The following is a 14,287-nucleotide window of genomic DNA, read 5'->3' as shown; positions in this document are numbered from 1 at the left end:
TTCCTCTCATGAGGTGGGAGCCGCTCAGTCGGCCAACGAGGCGGCTTTCGGTGAACCGTTGTTCTCTTGCGCTAAGTGTCAGCGCGCAACTGCCGCAAATCGCCGAGCATGTCCCACGACTTCAAACCGCGTGCGCCAAGGTAGTGCACCAGCAGCTGGCGCAGCGCCAAGCGCAGGCTGGCCAGATCTTCCGCAGGAGGCTGCGCGTCCTCGGCCAGGCACAACAGCGCACGCCCGGTCGCGGCACTGGCACGCTCACTGCGGCCACGATCCAGAAACAAGCGCCGCGGCCCCTGCTCCGGCTCCAGCACATAGCGCGCAGCCGCATCGATCGGCTGACCATCGGCATCCACATCCAGTGCGAAGCCAAACCCCAGCGCCTCCAACAAATCCCGCTCGAACCGCCGCAACGTCCACGCCAACGACTCGGTCGAAGCCAAACGCGCACGCGCATCGCCATACGCGGCGAACAGTTCTGGCAACGGGTCATGCCGTGGCGCCAACCGCAGCACCACTTCGTTGAGATAGAACGCGGCCAACATCGCATCGCCCTGCAAGCGTGGCGCGGTGTCCACCGCTTCCGCAGAAACCAGACGCGCCAACTCACCGCGCAAGTCGGCTTCGAGGCGAATGAACTGGAGCGGCTGCAGCGCAGCGCGCTGGACGTGCTTCTTCGGGCCGGTGACGCCGCGTGCGACCAGGCCCAGGCGGCCGTGCTGCTCGGTCAGGACTTCCAGCAGCAGGCTGGTTTCCCGCCATGGGCGGGCGTGGAGCACGTAGGCGGGTTCTTGGGCAATGCGCATCGGAGGCGGTGCTCAGCGGCCAAAGTAAATGACTTCGGCGTGCCCCCATCCCAGCCTTCCCCCGCAAGCGGGGGAAGGAGCAGAAGCTCGCCCGCCACGAATCAGGAAGTGCTTATTCGTACCCGAAGGCCTTGAGCGCGGTCTCGTCATCCGACCAGCCCTCGCGCACCCGCACCCAGGTTTCCAGGAAGACCTTGCGGCCAAACAGATGCTCCATCTGCATCCGCGCCTTGCTGCCGATTTCCTTCAGCCGCGTGCCGCCCTTGCCGATCACGATCGCCTTCTGGCTCTCGCGCTCGACCCAGATCACCGCACCGATGCGCAGCATCTCGCCGTCTTCGGTGAAGCGCTCAATCTCGGTGGTGGTGGCATACGGCAACTCCGCGCCCAGCTGGCGCATCAGCTGCTCGCGAATCAACTCGCCGGCCAGGAACCGCTCGCTGCGATCGGTAATCTCGTCCTCGCCAAACATCGGCGGTGCTTCCGGCAACAGCGCCAGCACGTCCTTGGTCAGCGACTCCAGGCCATTTTTCTTCAGCGCGGACACCGGATGGATCGCCGCAAACTCGCGGCCATCACTCACCTGCGCCAGGAACGGCAGCAGCGCGCTCTTGTCGCGCAGACGATCCACCTTGTTGATCACCAGCACCACCGGAATGCCGGCGTCGCTCAACACGTTGTAAGCCAGCGTGTCCTCTTCATCCCAGCGCCCGGCCTCGATCACCAGCAGGCCCGCATCCACGCCCTCCAGCGCGCCGCGTGCGGCGCGGTTCATCACCCGGCTCATCGCCGAGGCGGAAAACTTGCCCTGCTGCTTGTGCAAGCCGGGCGTGTCCACCAGCACGATCTGCCCGGCCGGAAACGTGGCGATGCCGAGCAGCCGATGACGGGTGGTCTGCGGCCGGTTGGAAGTGATGCTGATCTTGGCGCCCACCAGGGCGTTGGTCAGCGTGGACTTGCCGACATTGGGTCGGCCGATGACCGCAACGCTGCCGCTGCGGTGGGGGGAATTTGTATTCATCGTGCGTGACTGCGTTTGGGTTCGGCCAGCTGTTCCAGCACCGCGGCGGCGGCGGCCTGCTCGGCGATGCGCCGCGAGGTGCCTTCGCCTTCGGCCGCCACCGACGGCTCCTGCAGGCTGCAACGGGCCAGGAACATCTTGGCGTGATCGTCGCCGCTTTCGGAGACGAGTTCGTACAGCGGCAGCGGCCGCTGGCGTGCCTGCAACCATTCCTGCAGGCGGGTCTTGGCATCCTTTTCCGCCTTGCCTTCGGGCAATGCGGCCAGCAAATCCTCGAACCACGGCAGCACCACCGCGCGGCAGGTCTCGAAGCCGGCATCCAGGTAGATCGCCGCCACCACCGCTTCCAATGCATCGGCCAGAATCGAATCGCGGCGATGGCCACCGGACTTCATTTCGCCCGGCCCCATGGTCAGCTGCGCGCCCAGATCCAGGCGGCGGGCGATGGCGGCCAGCGAACCTTCGCGCACCAGTTCGGCGCGGGCGCGGGTCATTGCGCCTTCGTCGGCCTTGGGCCAGCGGTTGAACAGCGCCTCGGCGATCAGCAGGTTGACGATGCCGTCGCCGAGGAATTCCAGCCGCTCGTTATGCGGCGAGCCTGCACTGCGATGGGTCAGGGCCTGCCCCAGCAAACCCTGATGATTGAACGTGTGCGTGAGCCGGAGCGCGGTCAAACCTCAGTCCGGGGTGCCGTGGCGCGTGAGCTTCTGGCTGGTGTCGAAATTGCCCACCACGTCCAGGTTGCCCACCAGCGGACGGCGCACTTCGTACTTGACGCTCATCAGCCAACCACCGTCGGTGCGCTCGAACTTGACGTTCTTGGGCTTCACGTTTTCGGAGTAGTTGATGTACAGGCGGCGGAAGAACAGATCCTGGATGCGCGAGGGATCCATGTCGGCCACGCCGGGCTCGCTTTCCAGACCCTTCATCGACGAGCGGACCGAGTAGTACTCCTGGTACATCGGGAACAGCTTCATGCCGATGAAGGCGGCAAAACCCACCACGCCCAGCACCACCAGGAAACTGATCAAGGTGAGGCCACTTTGATGCTTGCGATTCATTGCCACTCCCCCGTTTGCGAACATCACGTTGTCTGGACCCAATCCGTCACTGGATGCTGTCGCCAATCCGGGACGGCTGGAAACTCCCCTTGCAGAACCAGTCCTCGCAGTTCAGCCAGATCAGGAAGGCCTTGCCGCGCAGGTTTTGCTCCGGCAGGAAGTGGGTCTGCGTCCACAGCCGGCCGTCCTCGCTATTATCACGATTGTCGCCCATGACGAAATAGTGGCCCTGCGGCACCACCCAGTCGCCCTCACCGGTGACCCGGTCCAGCACTTCCAGCACCTTGTGCGGGCGGCCCGGCAGCTGCTCTTCCAGCAGCGCCGCGCTGTCCACGCCCATCGGCAGGCCGCGGCCGGTGTAGGTGCCCAGGGTCTGGTAGGCCAGCGGCTGGCCATTGATCGAGACCGTATTGCCCTCGAAGGAAATGCGGTCGCCCGGCAGGCCGATGACCCGCTTGATCCAGTTGTTCTCCGGATCGTGCGGCGGCTTGAACACCACCACGTCGCCGCGCTTGGGCTCGCCGATGTCGACGAACTTCTGGTTGGTGATGGGCAGGCGCAGACCGTAGGCGAACTTGTTGACCAGGATGAAATCGCCAATCAGCAGGTTGGGCATCATCGAGCTGGACGGAATCTTGAACGGCTCGCCGACGAAGCTGCGCAGGATCAAGACGATCGCCAGCACCGGGAAGAAGGCGCGCGAGTAATCCACCACCACCGGCTCTTCATCGAGCAGACCGCTGCGGGCGGCGCGGCGCTTGGCCAGGAAGAGCTTGTCCAGCAGCCAGACGGCGCCCGTGAACAGCGTCAGCACGACGAGGATGGTTTCAAACCAGACCATGGATATGCCTTTGGAACGGGTGAAAGGGTGAAGGGTAACGGTGAACCAGGGGGGCCCTCCTCGCGGTGGCCCGGGTGAAGCCTATTACTTGCTGTCCACCTGCAGGACGGCCAGGAACGCCTCTTGTGGAATTTCCACCCGGCCCACCTGCTTCATCCGCTTCTTGCCCTCTTTCTGCTTCTCGAGGAGCTTCTTCTTGCGGCTGATGTCGCCACCATAACATTTGGCCAAGACGTTCTTGCGCATCGCCTTGACCGTGCTGCGGGCAATGATCTGCGCGCCCACGGCGGCCTGGATGGCGACGTCGAACATCTGCCGCGGAATCAGGTCCTTCATCTTTTCGCACAGTTCGCGGCCGCGTCGATCGGCGTGACTGCGGTGCACGATCAGGCTCAGGGCGTCGACCTTGTCGCCGTTGATCAGCGTGTCCAGGCGCACGAACGGGCCGGCCTGGAAACGCAGGAACGAGTAGTCGAGCGAAGCGTAGCCACGGCTGACCGACTTGAGCTTGTCGAAGAAATCCAGCACCACCTCGGCCATCGGCAGTTCGTAGCTGATCTGCACCTGGCTGGCCAGGTACTGGATGCCGATCTGCGAGCCGCGCTTTTCCTCGCACAGCTTGATGATGTTGCCGATGTATTCCTCGGGGGTGAGGATGTTGGCGCGGATGATGGGTTCGCGCACCTCTTCGATCAGGTTGGACTGCGGCAGTTTGGCTGGATTGTCCAGCGCCATGACCGTGCCATCGGTCTTGAGGACTTCATACACCACCGTCGGCGCGGTGCTGATCAGGTCCAGGTCGTATTCGCGCTCCAGCCGCTCCTGCACGATCTCCATGTGCAGCATGCCCAGGAAGCCGCAGCGGAAACCAAAGCCCATGGCCTCGGAGCTTTCCGGCTCGAAACGCAGCGCCGCGTCGTTCAGGCGCAGCTTTTCCAGCGCCTCGCGCAGCGCCGGGTAATCCTCGGCATTGACCGGAAACAGGCCGGCGAACACGCGCGGCTGCATTTCCTGGAAACCGGGCAGCGGCTTGGACGCCGGGTCGCTGGCCAGGGTCAGGGTGTCGCCCACGGGCGCGCCATGCACGTCCTTGATCGAGGCGGTAATCCAGCCTACCTCGCCGGCGCCGAGCTTCTTGAGCTCCTTGCGCTTGGGGGTGAACACGCCGACCTTGTCCACTTCGTGGGTGCGGCCGGTGGACATCACCAGGATCTTGCTCTTGGGACCAATCTCGCCCTGCATCACCCGCACCAGCGAGACCACGCCCAGGTAATTGTCGAACCAGGAGTCGATGATCAGCGCCTGCAGCTTGTCGGTATCGCGCGGCTTGGGCGGCGGAATGCGCTGGACGATCGCTTCCAGCACCAGATCCACGTTCAGGCCGGTCTTGGCGCTGACCGGCACCGCGTCCTCGGCGTCGATGCCGATGACCGCTTCAATCTCGGTCTTGGCGCGCTCGATGTCGGCGGTGGGCAGGTCGATCTTGTTGAGCACCGGCACCACTTCCAGGCCCTGCTCCACCGCGGTGTAGCAGTTGGCCACGGACTGGGCTTCCACACCTTGCGCCGCGTCCACCACCAGCAGCGCGCCTTCGCAGGCGGCCAGCGAGCGCGAGACTTCGTAGCTGAAGTCCACGTGGCCGGGGGTATCGATGAAGTTGAGCTGGTAGACCTGCCCGTCCTTGGCCTTGTAAGGCAGGGACACGGACTGGGCCTTGATGGTGATGCCGCGCTCGCGCTCGATCGGATTGGAATCGAGCACCTGCGCTTCCATCTCCCGCGCCTCCAGGCCGCCGCAGAGTTGGATGATGCGATCGGCCAGCGTCGACTTGCCGTGGTCGACGTGCGCGATGATGGAGAAGTTGCGGATATTCCGCATGGAATCAGAAGACATGAGGTGGGCGGCGGCTACGGCCGTCGTCAGGGTAACGCGGAATTATCGCATGGCCGGGCCATGCCCGACCGCCCCAACGCAAACGCCCGCCGGGAGGGCGGGCGTTGCGGCAGCGTGCGCTGACGGGTGAAAGGCCGTTTCGACCCGCCCGATCAGCCCTTGCTGGCTTCCGCGGTGATGGCCACGAAACGGGTTGCACCATTCTGGGTACGGACCAGCAGCATCACCGTCTGGCCGGGCTTCACGTCCTTGAGCTGGTCGTTGAGCTCGGCGGGGCTGCCCACCGGGCTGCGCCCGACCTGCATCACCACCATGCCCGGGGCCAGCCCGGCTTCACGTGCGGCGGCGCCATTGACCCGGCTGACCAGCACGCCCTCGCCTGCCTTCAGGCCCATCTGCTTGCGCGCATCGGCGCCCAGATCCTGGCCGACCAGGCCGAGCGGATTGGTACCGGCTGCCGGGGCCGGCTTGCCCGGCGTCACCGGGGCGCGTCCGCCGACGGCGGCGCTCTCGTCCAGTTCGGTCAGGGTCACCGACAGATCACGCGGCTTGCCGTCGCGGATGACCGAGATGGTCGCCTTGGTGCCCGGCACCAGCGCGCCCACCAGCGGCGGCAGATCGCTGGAGTCGTTGATTGGCGTGCCGTTGAACGCCTTGATGATGTCGCCCGGCACCACCCCGGCCTTCTGCGCCGGGCTGCCTTCCAGCACCTGGTTGACCAGCGCGCCGCGGGTGTCGGCCAGGCCGAAGCCCTTGGCCTCGTCGGTGTTGATCGGCTGCACCACCACGCCCAGCTGGCCGCGGCTGACCTTGCCGGTGGCCTTGAGCTGATCCACCGCGCTCATTGCCAGGTCGATCGGGATGGCAAAGCTGATGCCCATGTAGCCGCCGGAGGCGGAGAAGATCTGCGAATTGATGCCGACCACTTCACCGCGCGTATTGAGCAGCGGGCCACCGGAGTTGCCCTGGTTGATCGCCACGTCGGTCTGGATGAAGGGCACGTAGCGCTGCTCGGCCGAGGCACTGCGGCCCACCGCGCTGACGATGCCGGCGGTGACCGAATGATCCAGCCCGAACGGCGAACCAATCGCCACCACCCACTGGCCCGGCTTGAGCGAACGCGAGTCGCCCAGGCGCGCGGTCGGCAGGCCCTTGGCGTCGATTTTCAACAAGGCCACGTCGTACTGCTGATCGCTGCCGACCACCTTGGCGGTGAGCTCGCGACGATCCGGCAGCTTGACCTTCACTTCGTCGGCGCCGTCCACCACGTGGTGGTTGGTCAGCACGTAACCGTCCTGCGAAATGATGAAACCCGAACCCATCGAGATGCCGCGACGTGACGGACCGCGATCACCGCCGCGATCGCCGGGGCCGGGCATCTGGAAGCCGGGCGGCAACATCCGGCGGAAGATTTCCGGGATGTCGTCTTCGCTGTATTCCTCTTGATCGGTGCTCTGGCGGCCGCTGATGCGCGCCTCGATGTTGACCACGCCCGGGCCGACTTGATCGACCAGCTGGGTGAAGTCCGGCAGGCCGCTGACCAGCTGCGGCGCCGTGGATTGGGCGATGACGGGTGCGGCGGCCGCCGACGACGCGGCGGCAGGCGCCGGATCAGCCGGACGCGCGCATGCGGCCAGCGGCGCGGTGAGGATCAGCAGGGAAAGGACGCTGTTGCGGGCACTCAAGCTCATCGAATGCAGGCCTCGATTGGTCGTTGCGAAAGTGGGAATGGCGCCGGCGCGGACGCTCCGCGCCGGCAAATGCAGGTGGCCGGTTACGGCTGCGCGGCAGGCGTGGACTGCGCCGGATCAAACGGATAGAACGTGCGCGCACCCGAATCCGACGAATAGCCGGTGCTCAGGCTACCCGCAGCGTTGCTGGCATAAGGCAGAGTCGAACGCGGCCACGGACGCGCCTGTGGCGCGCTGACAGGCGTGGACGAGGAGAACGGGTTGTTGACCCGAGCGGCCGCCACGGCCGTCGTGCCGGGGCCCGCCACTGCATTCACCGGCGGAGCCACCGGGGCGGCGCTGGCCACGGCCCGCTGCGGCTCGCGCGCGGCGCGGGCCATCGAACTGCGTGCGGCCTGCTGGGTACGGGTGGCGCTGCGGCGGGTAGTGGCATCACGACGCGGCACGCTGGCCACCGCCACGGTGGCTGCGGCCGAGGCCAGCACTTCGGCACTGCCGGCATCGGCCAAGGTGCCGCCGGCATCGGCCAGCGTGGCGTCTTCGTCAACGGCCGGGGCCGGCGTGGTCGCGGCAATCGCCGGCGCGCTGCTGGTGGAGGTGTCTTCGGGCAACTGCGGGCGTGCGATCAGGAAGGCCATCAAGGCCACCGATGCCGCCAGTGCACCGCCGCCCCAGCGCATCAGCCGACCGCGTGGGGTGGCTGCGGCATTTTCATTGGTGGCATGGCGATGCGGCTCGGCGGCCACGGCCAGCGCAACGCGTTGGGCAAAGCCCGCCGGAGCCGGCGCCCGGGCCTGGCCACGCAGCACGTCGCCGCACAGCTGCCAGCGTTCCCAGGCCGAACCCAGTTCGTCATCGTGTTGCAGACGGCGCAGCAAAAAGCGTGCTTCGTCCGGGGCCAACTCACCGTCCATCAACGCCGACAGCTGTTGGCGATTGTGGATGTCCAGTTTGTCGAGTTCTACAGTCATGGGCGGGTCCGCTCCCGGGTGGCGCTATCGGTATCGAGCAAGGGTCGCAGCTCGGCATCAATCGCTTCGCGCGCCCTGAAGATGCGCGATCGCACGGTGCCGATGGGGCAATCCATCTTCTGCGCGATTTCCTCGTAACTCAGGCCTTCCACCTCGCGCAGGGTGATGGCGGTCCGTAATTCTTCCGGCAGGGCGTCCACGGCCTTCATCACGCTGCGTTCCAACTCCTGGCGCATCAGCTCACGCTCGGGCGTGTCCGTGTCGCGCAGGCGGGTGCCGGCGTCGTACTGCTCGGCATCGGCGGCGTCGACGTCATCGGTCGGCGGCCGGCGGTTGTTGGCGACGAGATGGTTCTTGGCGGTGTTCACTGCAATCCGGTGAAGCCATGTATAGAACTGGGCATCGCCGCGAAAGTTCCCGAGCGCCCGGTAGGCGCGCAGGAAGGTCTCCTGCGCCACGTCCTGGCACTCGCTCCAGTCGTGGATGTAGCGCCCGATGAGGGCGACGATCCGGTGCTGGTACTTGCGTACCAGCAGATCGAATGCCGCACTGTCTCCGCGCTGCACGCGCTTGACCAGCTCAAGGTCCAACTCCTGTGTCGATTCAATACCGGCCATGCCGGGCCGCACTCCTGTCAGCGCGGCTGGGCAGCCGGGCTCTGTGACCGCATCCGCGGAGGAAAGTTCAATGGCCTATCAAGAATTTAACTGGGGGCCGACGATGATCTCATCGGCCGCTGGTCATACCCTGCCCCTGATATGCGGATTTGACGCGGGCGAAACAACCTCGGGATGATAGCGGTCTTGTCCATACGTAAACGGATGGTCCCAGATGGCCGCAAACTTTGATGGCCTGCGATTCAGTCATTGGCAGACCGAGCTGCGGGGCGACGGCATTGTCGTCCTGAGCTTCGATCGCCAGGGCGCCAGCGTCAACGCGTTCTCCCAGGACGCCTTGATCGAGCTGAGCGACCTGCTCGAACGCCTGGCCATCGACCCGCCCAAGGGGCTGGTGCTGCGCTCGGCCAAGGCCTCGGGCTTCATTGCCGGCGCCGATCTCAAGGAATTCCAGGAGTTCGACCGCCGCGGCACCGTCAACGACGCCATCCGCCGCGGCCAGACCGTATTCCAGAAACTGGCCGAGCTGCCCTGCCCCACGGTCAGCGCCATCCATGGCTTCTGCATGGGCGGCGGCACCGAGATTTCATTGGCATGCCGCTATCGGGTTGCCAGTAGCGATCCGTCCACTCGCATAGGTTTGCCTGAGGTGAAGCTGGGCATCTTCCCGGGCTGGGGCGGCAGCGCCCGCCTGCCGCGCCTGGTCGGCGCGCCCAAGGCGATGGACATGATGCTGACCGGCCGCACTCTCTCGGCCAGCGCCGCGCGGGCCATGGGCCTGGTCGACAAGGTAGTGGAGCCGGCGGTGCTGGTGGATACCGCCGTGAGCCTGCTGCAGAACGGCGTGCAGCGTCCGTTTTCACAGCGCTTCCTGGGCTGGATCAGCAACACCTGGATCGCGCGCCAGCTGCTGGCGCCGCAGATCCGCAAGCAGGTCGCGCGCAAGGCGCCCAAGGCGCACTATCCCGCGCCGCATGCGCTCATAGATACGTGGGAACGCTTTGGCGGCAAGGGCATCCAGGGCCGCCTGGAGGCCGAGCGCCGGGCGGTGGTCAAGCTGGCCTCCACCCCGACCGCGCGCAACCTGGTGCGGATTTTCTTCCTGACCGAACGGCTCAAGGGTCTGGGTGGCAAAGACCACGGCATCCAGCACGTGCACGTGGTGGGCGCCGGCGTGATGGGTGGCGACATTGCCGCATGGTCGGCCTACAAGGGCTTCCAGGTGACCCTGCAGGATCGCGAGCAGCGCTTCATCGATGGCGCGCTGACCCGTTCGCAGGATCTGTTCGCCAAGAAGGTGAAGGACGAAGCCAAGCGCGCCGGCGTGGCCGCGCGCCTGAAGGGCGACCTGGCCGGCGCCGGCGTGGCCGAAGCGGACCTGGTGATTGAAGCCATCATCGAGAACCCGCAGGCCAAGCGCGAGTTGTACGAAACCATCGAACCGCGATTGAAGCCGACCGCCCTGCTGACCACCAACACCTCTTCGATTCCGCTGGTGGAACTGCGCGAGCACATCGATCGCCCGGCGCAGTTCGCCGGCCTGCACTACTTCAATCCGGTAGCGCTGATGCCGCTGGTGGAAATCATCCACCACGACGGCATGGCGCCCGAAACGCAGCAACGTCTGGCCGCGTTCTGCAAGGCGCTGGACAAGTTCCCGGTGCCGGTGGCGGGTACGCCGGGCTTCCTGGTCAACCGCGTGCTGTTCCCCTACATGCTGGAAGCCGCGACGATCCATGCCGAAGGCGTGCCGGGTGCGGTGATTGACAAGGCGGCGGTGAAGTTCGGCATGCCGATGGGGCCGATCGAATTGATCGACACCGTCGGCCTGGACGTGGCCGCGGGCGTGGGCCAGGAACTGGCGCCGTTCCTGGGCCTGACCGTGCCGGCCGCGCTGGGCAATGTCGAGCAGGGCAAGCGCGGCAAGAAGGATGGCCAGGGCCTGTACAAGTGGGAGAACGGCCGCGCGGTGAAGCCGGACGTGCCGAAGGACTATCGCGCGCCGGACGATCTGGAAGACCGTTTGATCCTGCCGCTGCTCAACGAAGCCGTGGCCTGTCTGCACGATGGCGTGGTCAGCGATGCCGACCTGCTGGATGCCGGCGTGATCTTCGGCACCGGATTCGCACCGTTCCGCGGCGGCCCGATCCAGTACGTGCGTACGGTGGGTCCGGATGTGCTGGTGGAGAAGTTGAAGAGCCTGCAGGCGCGGCATGGCGACCGCTTCGCGCCGCGACCGGGCTGGGATGCGCAGGTGTTGCGCGAGCCCGTGGCGTAAAGCCGAACGCGTCGCCAACATGCGGGAAGACGAAGGGACTGCGAAAGCAGTCCCTTTTTCAATGTTGCGAAGAAGATTGAGACATTTGTGGGACAGGCTTCTGTAGGAGGGGCTTCAGCCCCGAAGCCATCGAGTTTTCAGACGTCGCAGATCCATGCAATCAAGATATGCATGCGCGCATGCATCGAGAGCTTCGGGGCTGAAGCCCCTCCTACAGAATCCGATCAACAGGGCTCCAGTCGCCAACCTGTTTGGGTCGCCTCCAAGCGATGCGTCAATCCCAGCGCCTGCAGGAACGCATCGTCATGCGACACCACCACCAGCGCGCCGCGATAGCTGGACAGCATGGCTTCCAGCGCCTGCGTTGAAGCCAGGTCGAGGTGATTGCTGGGCTCGTCCAGCAGCAAGAGCTGCGGTGGCGGTTCGGCGTAGAGCACGCAGGCCAGTGCGGCTTTCAATCGCTCGCCGCCGCTGAGTACCCCGCTGGGCGCGGCGATCTTCTGCGCGTCCAACCCCAACTGGGCCAGGCGCATGCGCAGGTCGGCTTCATTGCCGCCGGGGTTTGCGTCCAGCAGTTGCTCCAGCACGCTGCGGGAGGCATCCAGATTGCCCAGTTGCTGATCCAGATACACCGCTTCCACCAGCACCTTGCATTGGCCGGAGTGCGGTTGCAGCTGCCCGGCCAAGACCTTCAGCAAGGTCGACTTGCCGCAACCATTGGGCCCGACCACACCGACACGCTGCTGACCCGTGAGCATCAGCGTCACTTGCCGCGTCGCGCCGGTGACGTGGGGCAGCGCCAAGTCGATATCGACCACGCGCTTCTGCGCGGCCGCCGTCACCGGCAGTGCCAGCAGGCTGACCGGCGTCTGCTCCTCTACCACGCGCGCGGCTTCGCGCACCGCATCGGACAAGGCTTCACGCGTCGCGTAGTGTTGCCGGCGCAACTTGCCGCCGGCCGCCTCACTCCACTCCTTCTGCCGGTCCAGGATGATCTTGGCCTGATTGCCTTCCTTGCCATGCTTGTCGCCGCGCGACTGGCGTCGCTCCTGGCGTTCGCGTTGCTGCTGCATGCTGCGCTCTTCGCGTTGGCGTTCGAGCTTGGCTTGCTCCAGATCCTGCTCCGCCTTCGCACGCTCGCTGGCTTTGGCCTGCGCATAGAAGCTGTAGTTGCCGCCATAGCTGCGCAGGCCGAGCGAGGACAACTCCACCGTGCGCTGCATCTGCTCCAGCAGCAGACGATCATGGCTGACCACCAACAGGCCGCGCGGCCAGCGTCGCAATTGTTCGTACAGCGCAAGACGGTTGGGTCGGTCCAGATGGTTGCTGGGTTCGTCCAGGATCAGGAAGTCTGCGTCGGACAACATCGCCCCCAGCAAGGCCACGCGCATGGCCTCGCCGCCGCTCAGGGTGGCGGCAGGTGTGGCGGCATCCAAATGGGCCAGGCCGCCGCGCTGCAGTTCCAAGTGCAGGCGCGCGTGGATATCCCAGCGATCACCGACGGCGCCGAAGTCCTCCTGCGCCGTGCTGCCGGCTTCGATTCGCGCGAGCGCCGCGAAGACGGATTCGACGCCGGCCAAATGGGCCACCGTGCCGCCCTGCGGGAGGAAAGTCTGTTGCGCCAGATAGTGGACGCTGCCAGAGGACAGGCAACGCCCGCCGCTCGGCTGCAATTGCCCGGCCAGCAATCGCGCGAGCACCGTCTTGCCCACACCATTGCGTCCGACCAAGGCCGTGGGCGTGCTGTCGAATGACTCGTTGAGTTCGGAGAAAAGCGTCCTGCCATCGGGCAGAACATAGGACACGCCTTGCAGCGTGAGAGACGGATTCGTCATGCGGTATTCTAGAGATGCCAATAACTCCTCCCTTCAGGCGAAGGGTGGGCGGAGTGTGGCCGTCAGTCAGACGGCGGCATCAGTGGCGCATTGCACGAAACTCCGGTGAGGGGGGGTGGACGCGGATTCTAGAGCGACGGGCAAGCGTGGGCAAATCCGCGCGGGCCATCAGTTCAGCTTGCGGGCCGGTCAGCGCGTTTCATCCGGCGGATCGGCATTGAGGATTTGCAGCTGCTTGCCGGAGTTGGTCTGCGAAATGATGTGCGCATCGGTGGCCACCAACACGGTGCCCGGCGCGAGCAGCGGGTACACCAGGGCGATGAACTCCGGTGGGATGGTCAGGCCTTCGACGGTTTCGCGTTTGACCGCGCTGCCGGCATCGGCTTCGTGACCGGGCACGGCGATGGCTTGCCATTGCGGCGCGTGGCCGCCAGGGAACTGCGGGAAGCTGCCTTCCATGAACCCGCTGCCCATCACGTAGGCATGCGTGCCGGTTATGGCTTCGGGCTCACGCACCAACACCCGGCTGCGGCCAATCTCGATGCCGTTGCGCATCACCACCAAGCGCTGATCGCTGCGACTCAGCACCAGCGACAGCGGACCCTCGGGCGCGAGCTCGGGATGCCAGCGATAGCTCACGCCATTTTCCAGCGGCGGCACTACCGCATCAGCGCCACCGTCGGCGCGGATGGGTGACAACGGCGAAGGATGCACCATCGCCATCGGTGAGGCTCCGTCTTCGGCAATCACCACGGTCATGCCCATGGTGGTGGCGTCGAACAGCAGCCGCGCGAACTCGCTGGGCATGTGCACGCAACCATGCGATTCCGGATAACCGGGCAAGCCACCCGCATGCAAGGCGATGCCATCCCAGGTCAGACGCTCCTGATACGGCATGGGCGCGCTGTTGTATTTGCTGGAGCGGTGATCCTTGTCCTTCTGCAGGATGGTGAACACACCCGTGGGTGTCTCATGGCCCTTCTTGCCGGTGCTGACCGTGGTGACCGCAATCAGCACGCCGTTGCGATACACATAGCCACGTTGTTCGGTCAGGCTGACGATGACGGTCATCGGGCCCATCGTCTTGATGTCCCCTCCCCAGATCCACTCGCCCGGTTTGAGTTGGTCAGGCGCCGTGTCGACGGAACTGGATTGACGCGCGCCCCAGAACGGGACGGACGCACTGGCGAACGTGGCCAGACATGCCAGCGCCATGCCGGCAATCCAGGCAGCGGTTGCGGCGCCACGGCGCCCACGCGATCCCATTCGCATCGTC

At 65.6% G+C, this 14,287-nt stretch carries 12 protein-coding genes; 1 reads left to right on the top strand and 11 read right to left on the bottom strand.

What is annotated here, in order from left to right:
- Nucleotides 1–71: 71 nt before the first annotated feature.
- The 9 genes from recO to rpoE all read right to left on the bottom strand — a co-directional run bounded on the left by recO (nucleotide 72) and on the right by rpoE (nucleotide 8,898).
- Complete coding sequence (recO, locus tag B5X78_RS15475) at nucleotides 72–803, bottom strand: DNA repair protein RecO (protein WP_079725462.1); 732 nt, start codon at nucleotides 801–803, stop codon at nucleotides 72–74.
- Nucleotides 804–915: 112 nt separating this feature from the next.
- A complete protein-coding gene (gene era, locus B5X78_RS15470; protein ID WP_079725460.1) occupies nucleotides 916–1,824 on the bottom strand; it encodes a GTPase Era in 909 nt (302 codons plus the stop codon).
- Nucleotides 1,821–2,498 carry a ribonuclease III gene (gene rnc, locus B5X78_RS15465; RefSeq protein WP_079725459.1) on the bottom strand — a complete coding sequence of 226 codons (678 nt, stop codon included), beginning with the start codon at nucleotides 2,496–2,498 and terminating at the stop codon, nucleotides 1,821–1,823. The genes era and rnc overlap by 4 nt, the downstream gene beginning before the upstream one ends.
- A 3-nt stretch (nucleotides 2,499–2,501) precedes the next feature.
- Nucleotides 2,502–2,885 carry a DUF4845 domain-containing protein gene (locus B5X78_RS15460; protein WP_079725457.1) on the bottom strand — a complete coding sequence of 128 codons (384 nt, stop codon included), beginning with the start codon at nucleotides 2,883–2,885 and terminating at the stop codon, nucleotides 2,502–2,504.
- A 46-nt stretch (nucleotides 2,886–2,931) separates the two neighbouring features.
- Nucleotides 2,932–3,726, bottom strand: a complete 795-nt coding sequence (lepB, locus tag B5X78_RS15455) for a signal peptidase I (protein ID WP_079725455.1) — start codon at nucleotides 3,724–3,726, stop codon at nucleotides 2,932–2,934.
- Between the two features lie 84 nt (nucleotides 3,727–3,810).
- Nucleotides 3,811–5,604, bottom strand: coding sequence for a translation elongation factor 4 (gene lepA, locus B5X78_RS15450; RefSeq protein WP_079725454.1), 1,794 nt, complete (start codon nucleotides 5,602–5,604; stop codon nucleotides 3,811–3,813).
- 167 nt (nucleotides 5,605–5,771) lie between these two features.
- Complete coding sequence (locus B5X78_RS15445; protein WP_079725452.1) at nucleotides 5,772–7,310, bottom strand: DegQ family serine endoprotease; 1,539 nt, start codon at nucleotides 7,308–7,310, stop codon at nucleotides 5,772–5,774.
- Nucleotides 7,311–7,393: 83 nt separating this feature from the next.
- Nucleotides 7,394–8,281 carry a sigma-E factor negative regulatory protein gene (locus tag B5X78_RS15440; RefSeq protein ID WP_079725451.1) on the bottom strand — a complete coding sequence of 296 codons (888 nt, stop codon included), beginning with the start codon at nucleotides 8,279–8,281 and terminating at the stop codon, nucleotides 7,394–7,396.
- A complete protein-coding gene (gene rpoE / locus B5X78_RS15435; RefSeq protein ID WP_079725449.1) occupies nucleotides 8,278–8,898 on the bottom strand; it encodes an RNA polymerase sigma factor RpoE in 621 nt (206 codons plus the stop codon). Before rpoE ends, B5X78_RS15440 begins: the two co-directional genes overlap by 4 nt.
- Nucleotides 8,899–9,112: 214 nt before the next feature.
- On the opposite strand from rpoE, the gene B5X78_RS15430 reads away from it, so the two are divergent.
- Nucleotides 9,113–11,176 carry a 3-hydroxyacyl-CoA dehydrogenase NAD-binding domain-containing protein gene (locus B5X78_RS15430; RefSeq protein WP_079725447.1) on the top strand — a complete coding sequence of 688 codons (2,064 nt, stop codon included), beginning with the start codon at nucleotides 9,113–9,115 and terminating at the stop codon, nucleotides 11,174–11,176.
- Nucleotides 11,177–11,400: 224 nt separating this feature from the next.
- Here the strand turns inward: B5X78_RS15430 and B5X78_RS15425 are convergent, their stop codons facing one another.
- The gene (locus B5X78_RS15425) at nucleotides 11,401–13,011 is read right to left on the bottom strand and encodes an ABC-F family ATP-binding cassette domain-containing protein (RefSeq protein ID WP_079725446.1); all 1,611 of its coding nucleotides are present in this window, start codon (nucleotides 13,009–13,011) and stop codon (nucleotides 11,401–11,403) included.
- A 189-nt stretch (nucleotides 13,012–13,200) separates the two neighbouring features.
- Nucleotides 13,201–14,283 (bottom strand): L,D-transpeptidase, encoded by a 1,083-nt coding sequence (locus B5X78_RS15420; protein ID WP_229730745.1) that lies wholly within the window; start codon nucleotides 14,281–14,283, stop codon nucleotides 13,201–13,203.
- Between the last annotated feature and the right edge of the window lie 4 nt (nucleotides 14,284–14,287).

Origin of the sequence: Pseudoxanthomonas indica (assembly GCF_900167565.1) — a bacterium.
GTDB classification, from domain to species: domain Bacteria; phylum Pseudomonadota; class Gammaproteobacteria; order Xanthomonadales; family Xanthomonadaceae; genus Pseudoxanthomonas_A; species Pseudoxanthomonas_A indica.
Note: the sequence above shows the minus strand (reverse complement) of the source record. Positions and strands in the feature narration are given on the sequence as shown.

Excerpts from the sequence above, each read along its gene's own strand:
- era (WP_079725460.1), bottom strand. The coding sequence starts at position 1,824 with ATGAATACAAATTCCCCCCACCGCAGCGGCAGCGTTGCGGTCATCGGC.
- B5X78_RS15425 (WP_079725446.1), bottom strand. The coding sequence starts at position 13,011 with ATGACGAATCCGTCTCTCACGCTGCAAGGCGTGTCCTATGTTCTGCCC.
- rpoE (WP_079725449.1), bottom strand. The coding sequence starts at position 8,898 with ATGGCCGGTATTGAATCGACACAGGAGTTGGACCTTGAGCTGGTCAAG.
- B5X78_RS15460 (WP_079725457.1), bottom strand. The coding sequence starts at position 2,885 with ATGAATCGCAAGCATCAAAGTGGCCTCACCTTGATCAGTTTCCTGGTG.
- lepB (WP_079725455.1), bottom strand. The coding sequence starts at position 3,726 with ATGGTCTGGTTTGAAACCATCCTCGTCGTGCTGACGCTGTTCACGGGC.
- B5X78_RS15445 (WP_079725452.1), bottom strand. The coding sequence starts at position 7,310 with ATGAGCTTGAGTGCCCGCAACAGCGTCCTTTCCCTGCTGATCCTCACC.
- B5X78_RS15440 (WP_079725451.1), bottom strand. The coding sequence starts at position 8,281 with ATGACTGTAGAACTCGACAAACTGGACATCCACAATCGCCAACAGCTG.
- lepA (WP_079725454.1), bottom strand. The coding sequence starts at position 5,604 with ATGCGGAATATCCGCAACTTCTCCATCATCGCGCACGTCGACCACGGC.
- B5X78_RS15420 (WP_229730745.1), bottom strand. The coding sequence starts at position 14,283 with ATGCGAATGGGATCGCGTGGGCGCCGTGGCGCCGCAACCGCTGCCTGG.
- recO (WP_079725462.1), bottom strand. The coding sequence starts at position 803 with ATGCGCATTGCCCAAGAACCCGCCTACGTGCTCCACGCCCGCCCATGG.
- B5X78_RS15430 (WP_079725447.1), top strand. The coding sequence starts at position 9,113 with ATGGCCGCAAACTTTGATGGCCTGCGATTCAGTCATTGGCAGACCGAG.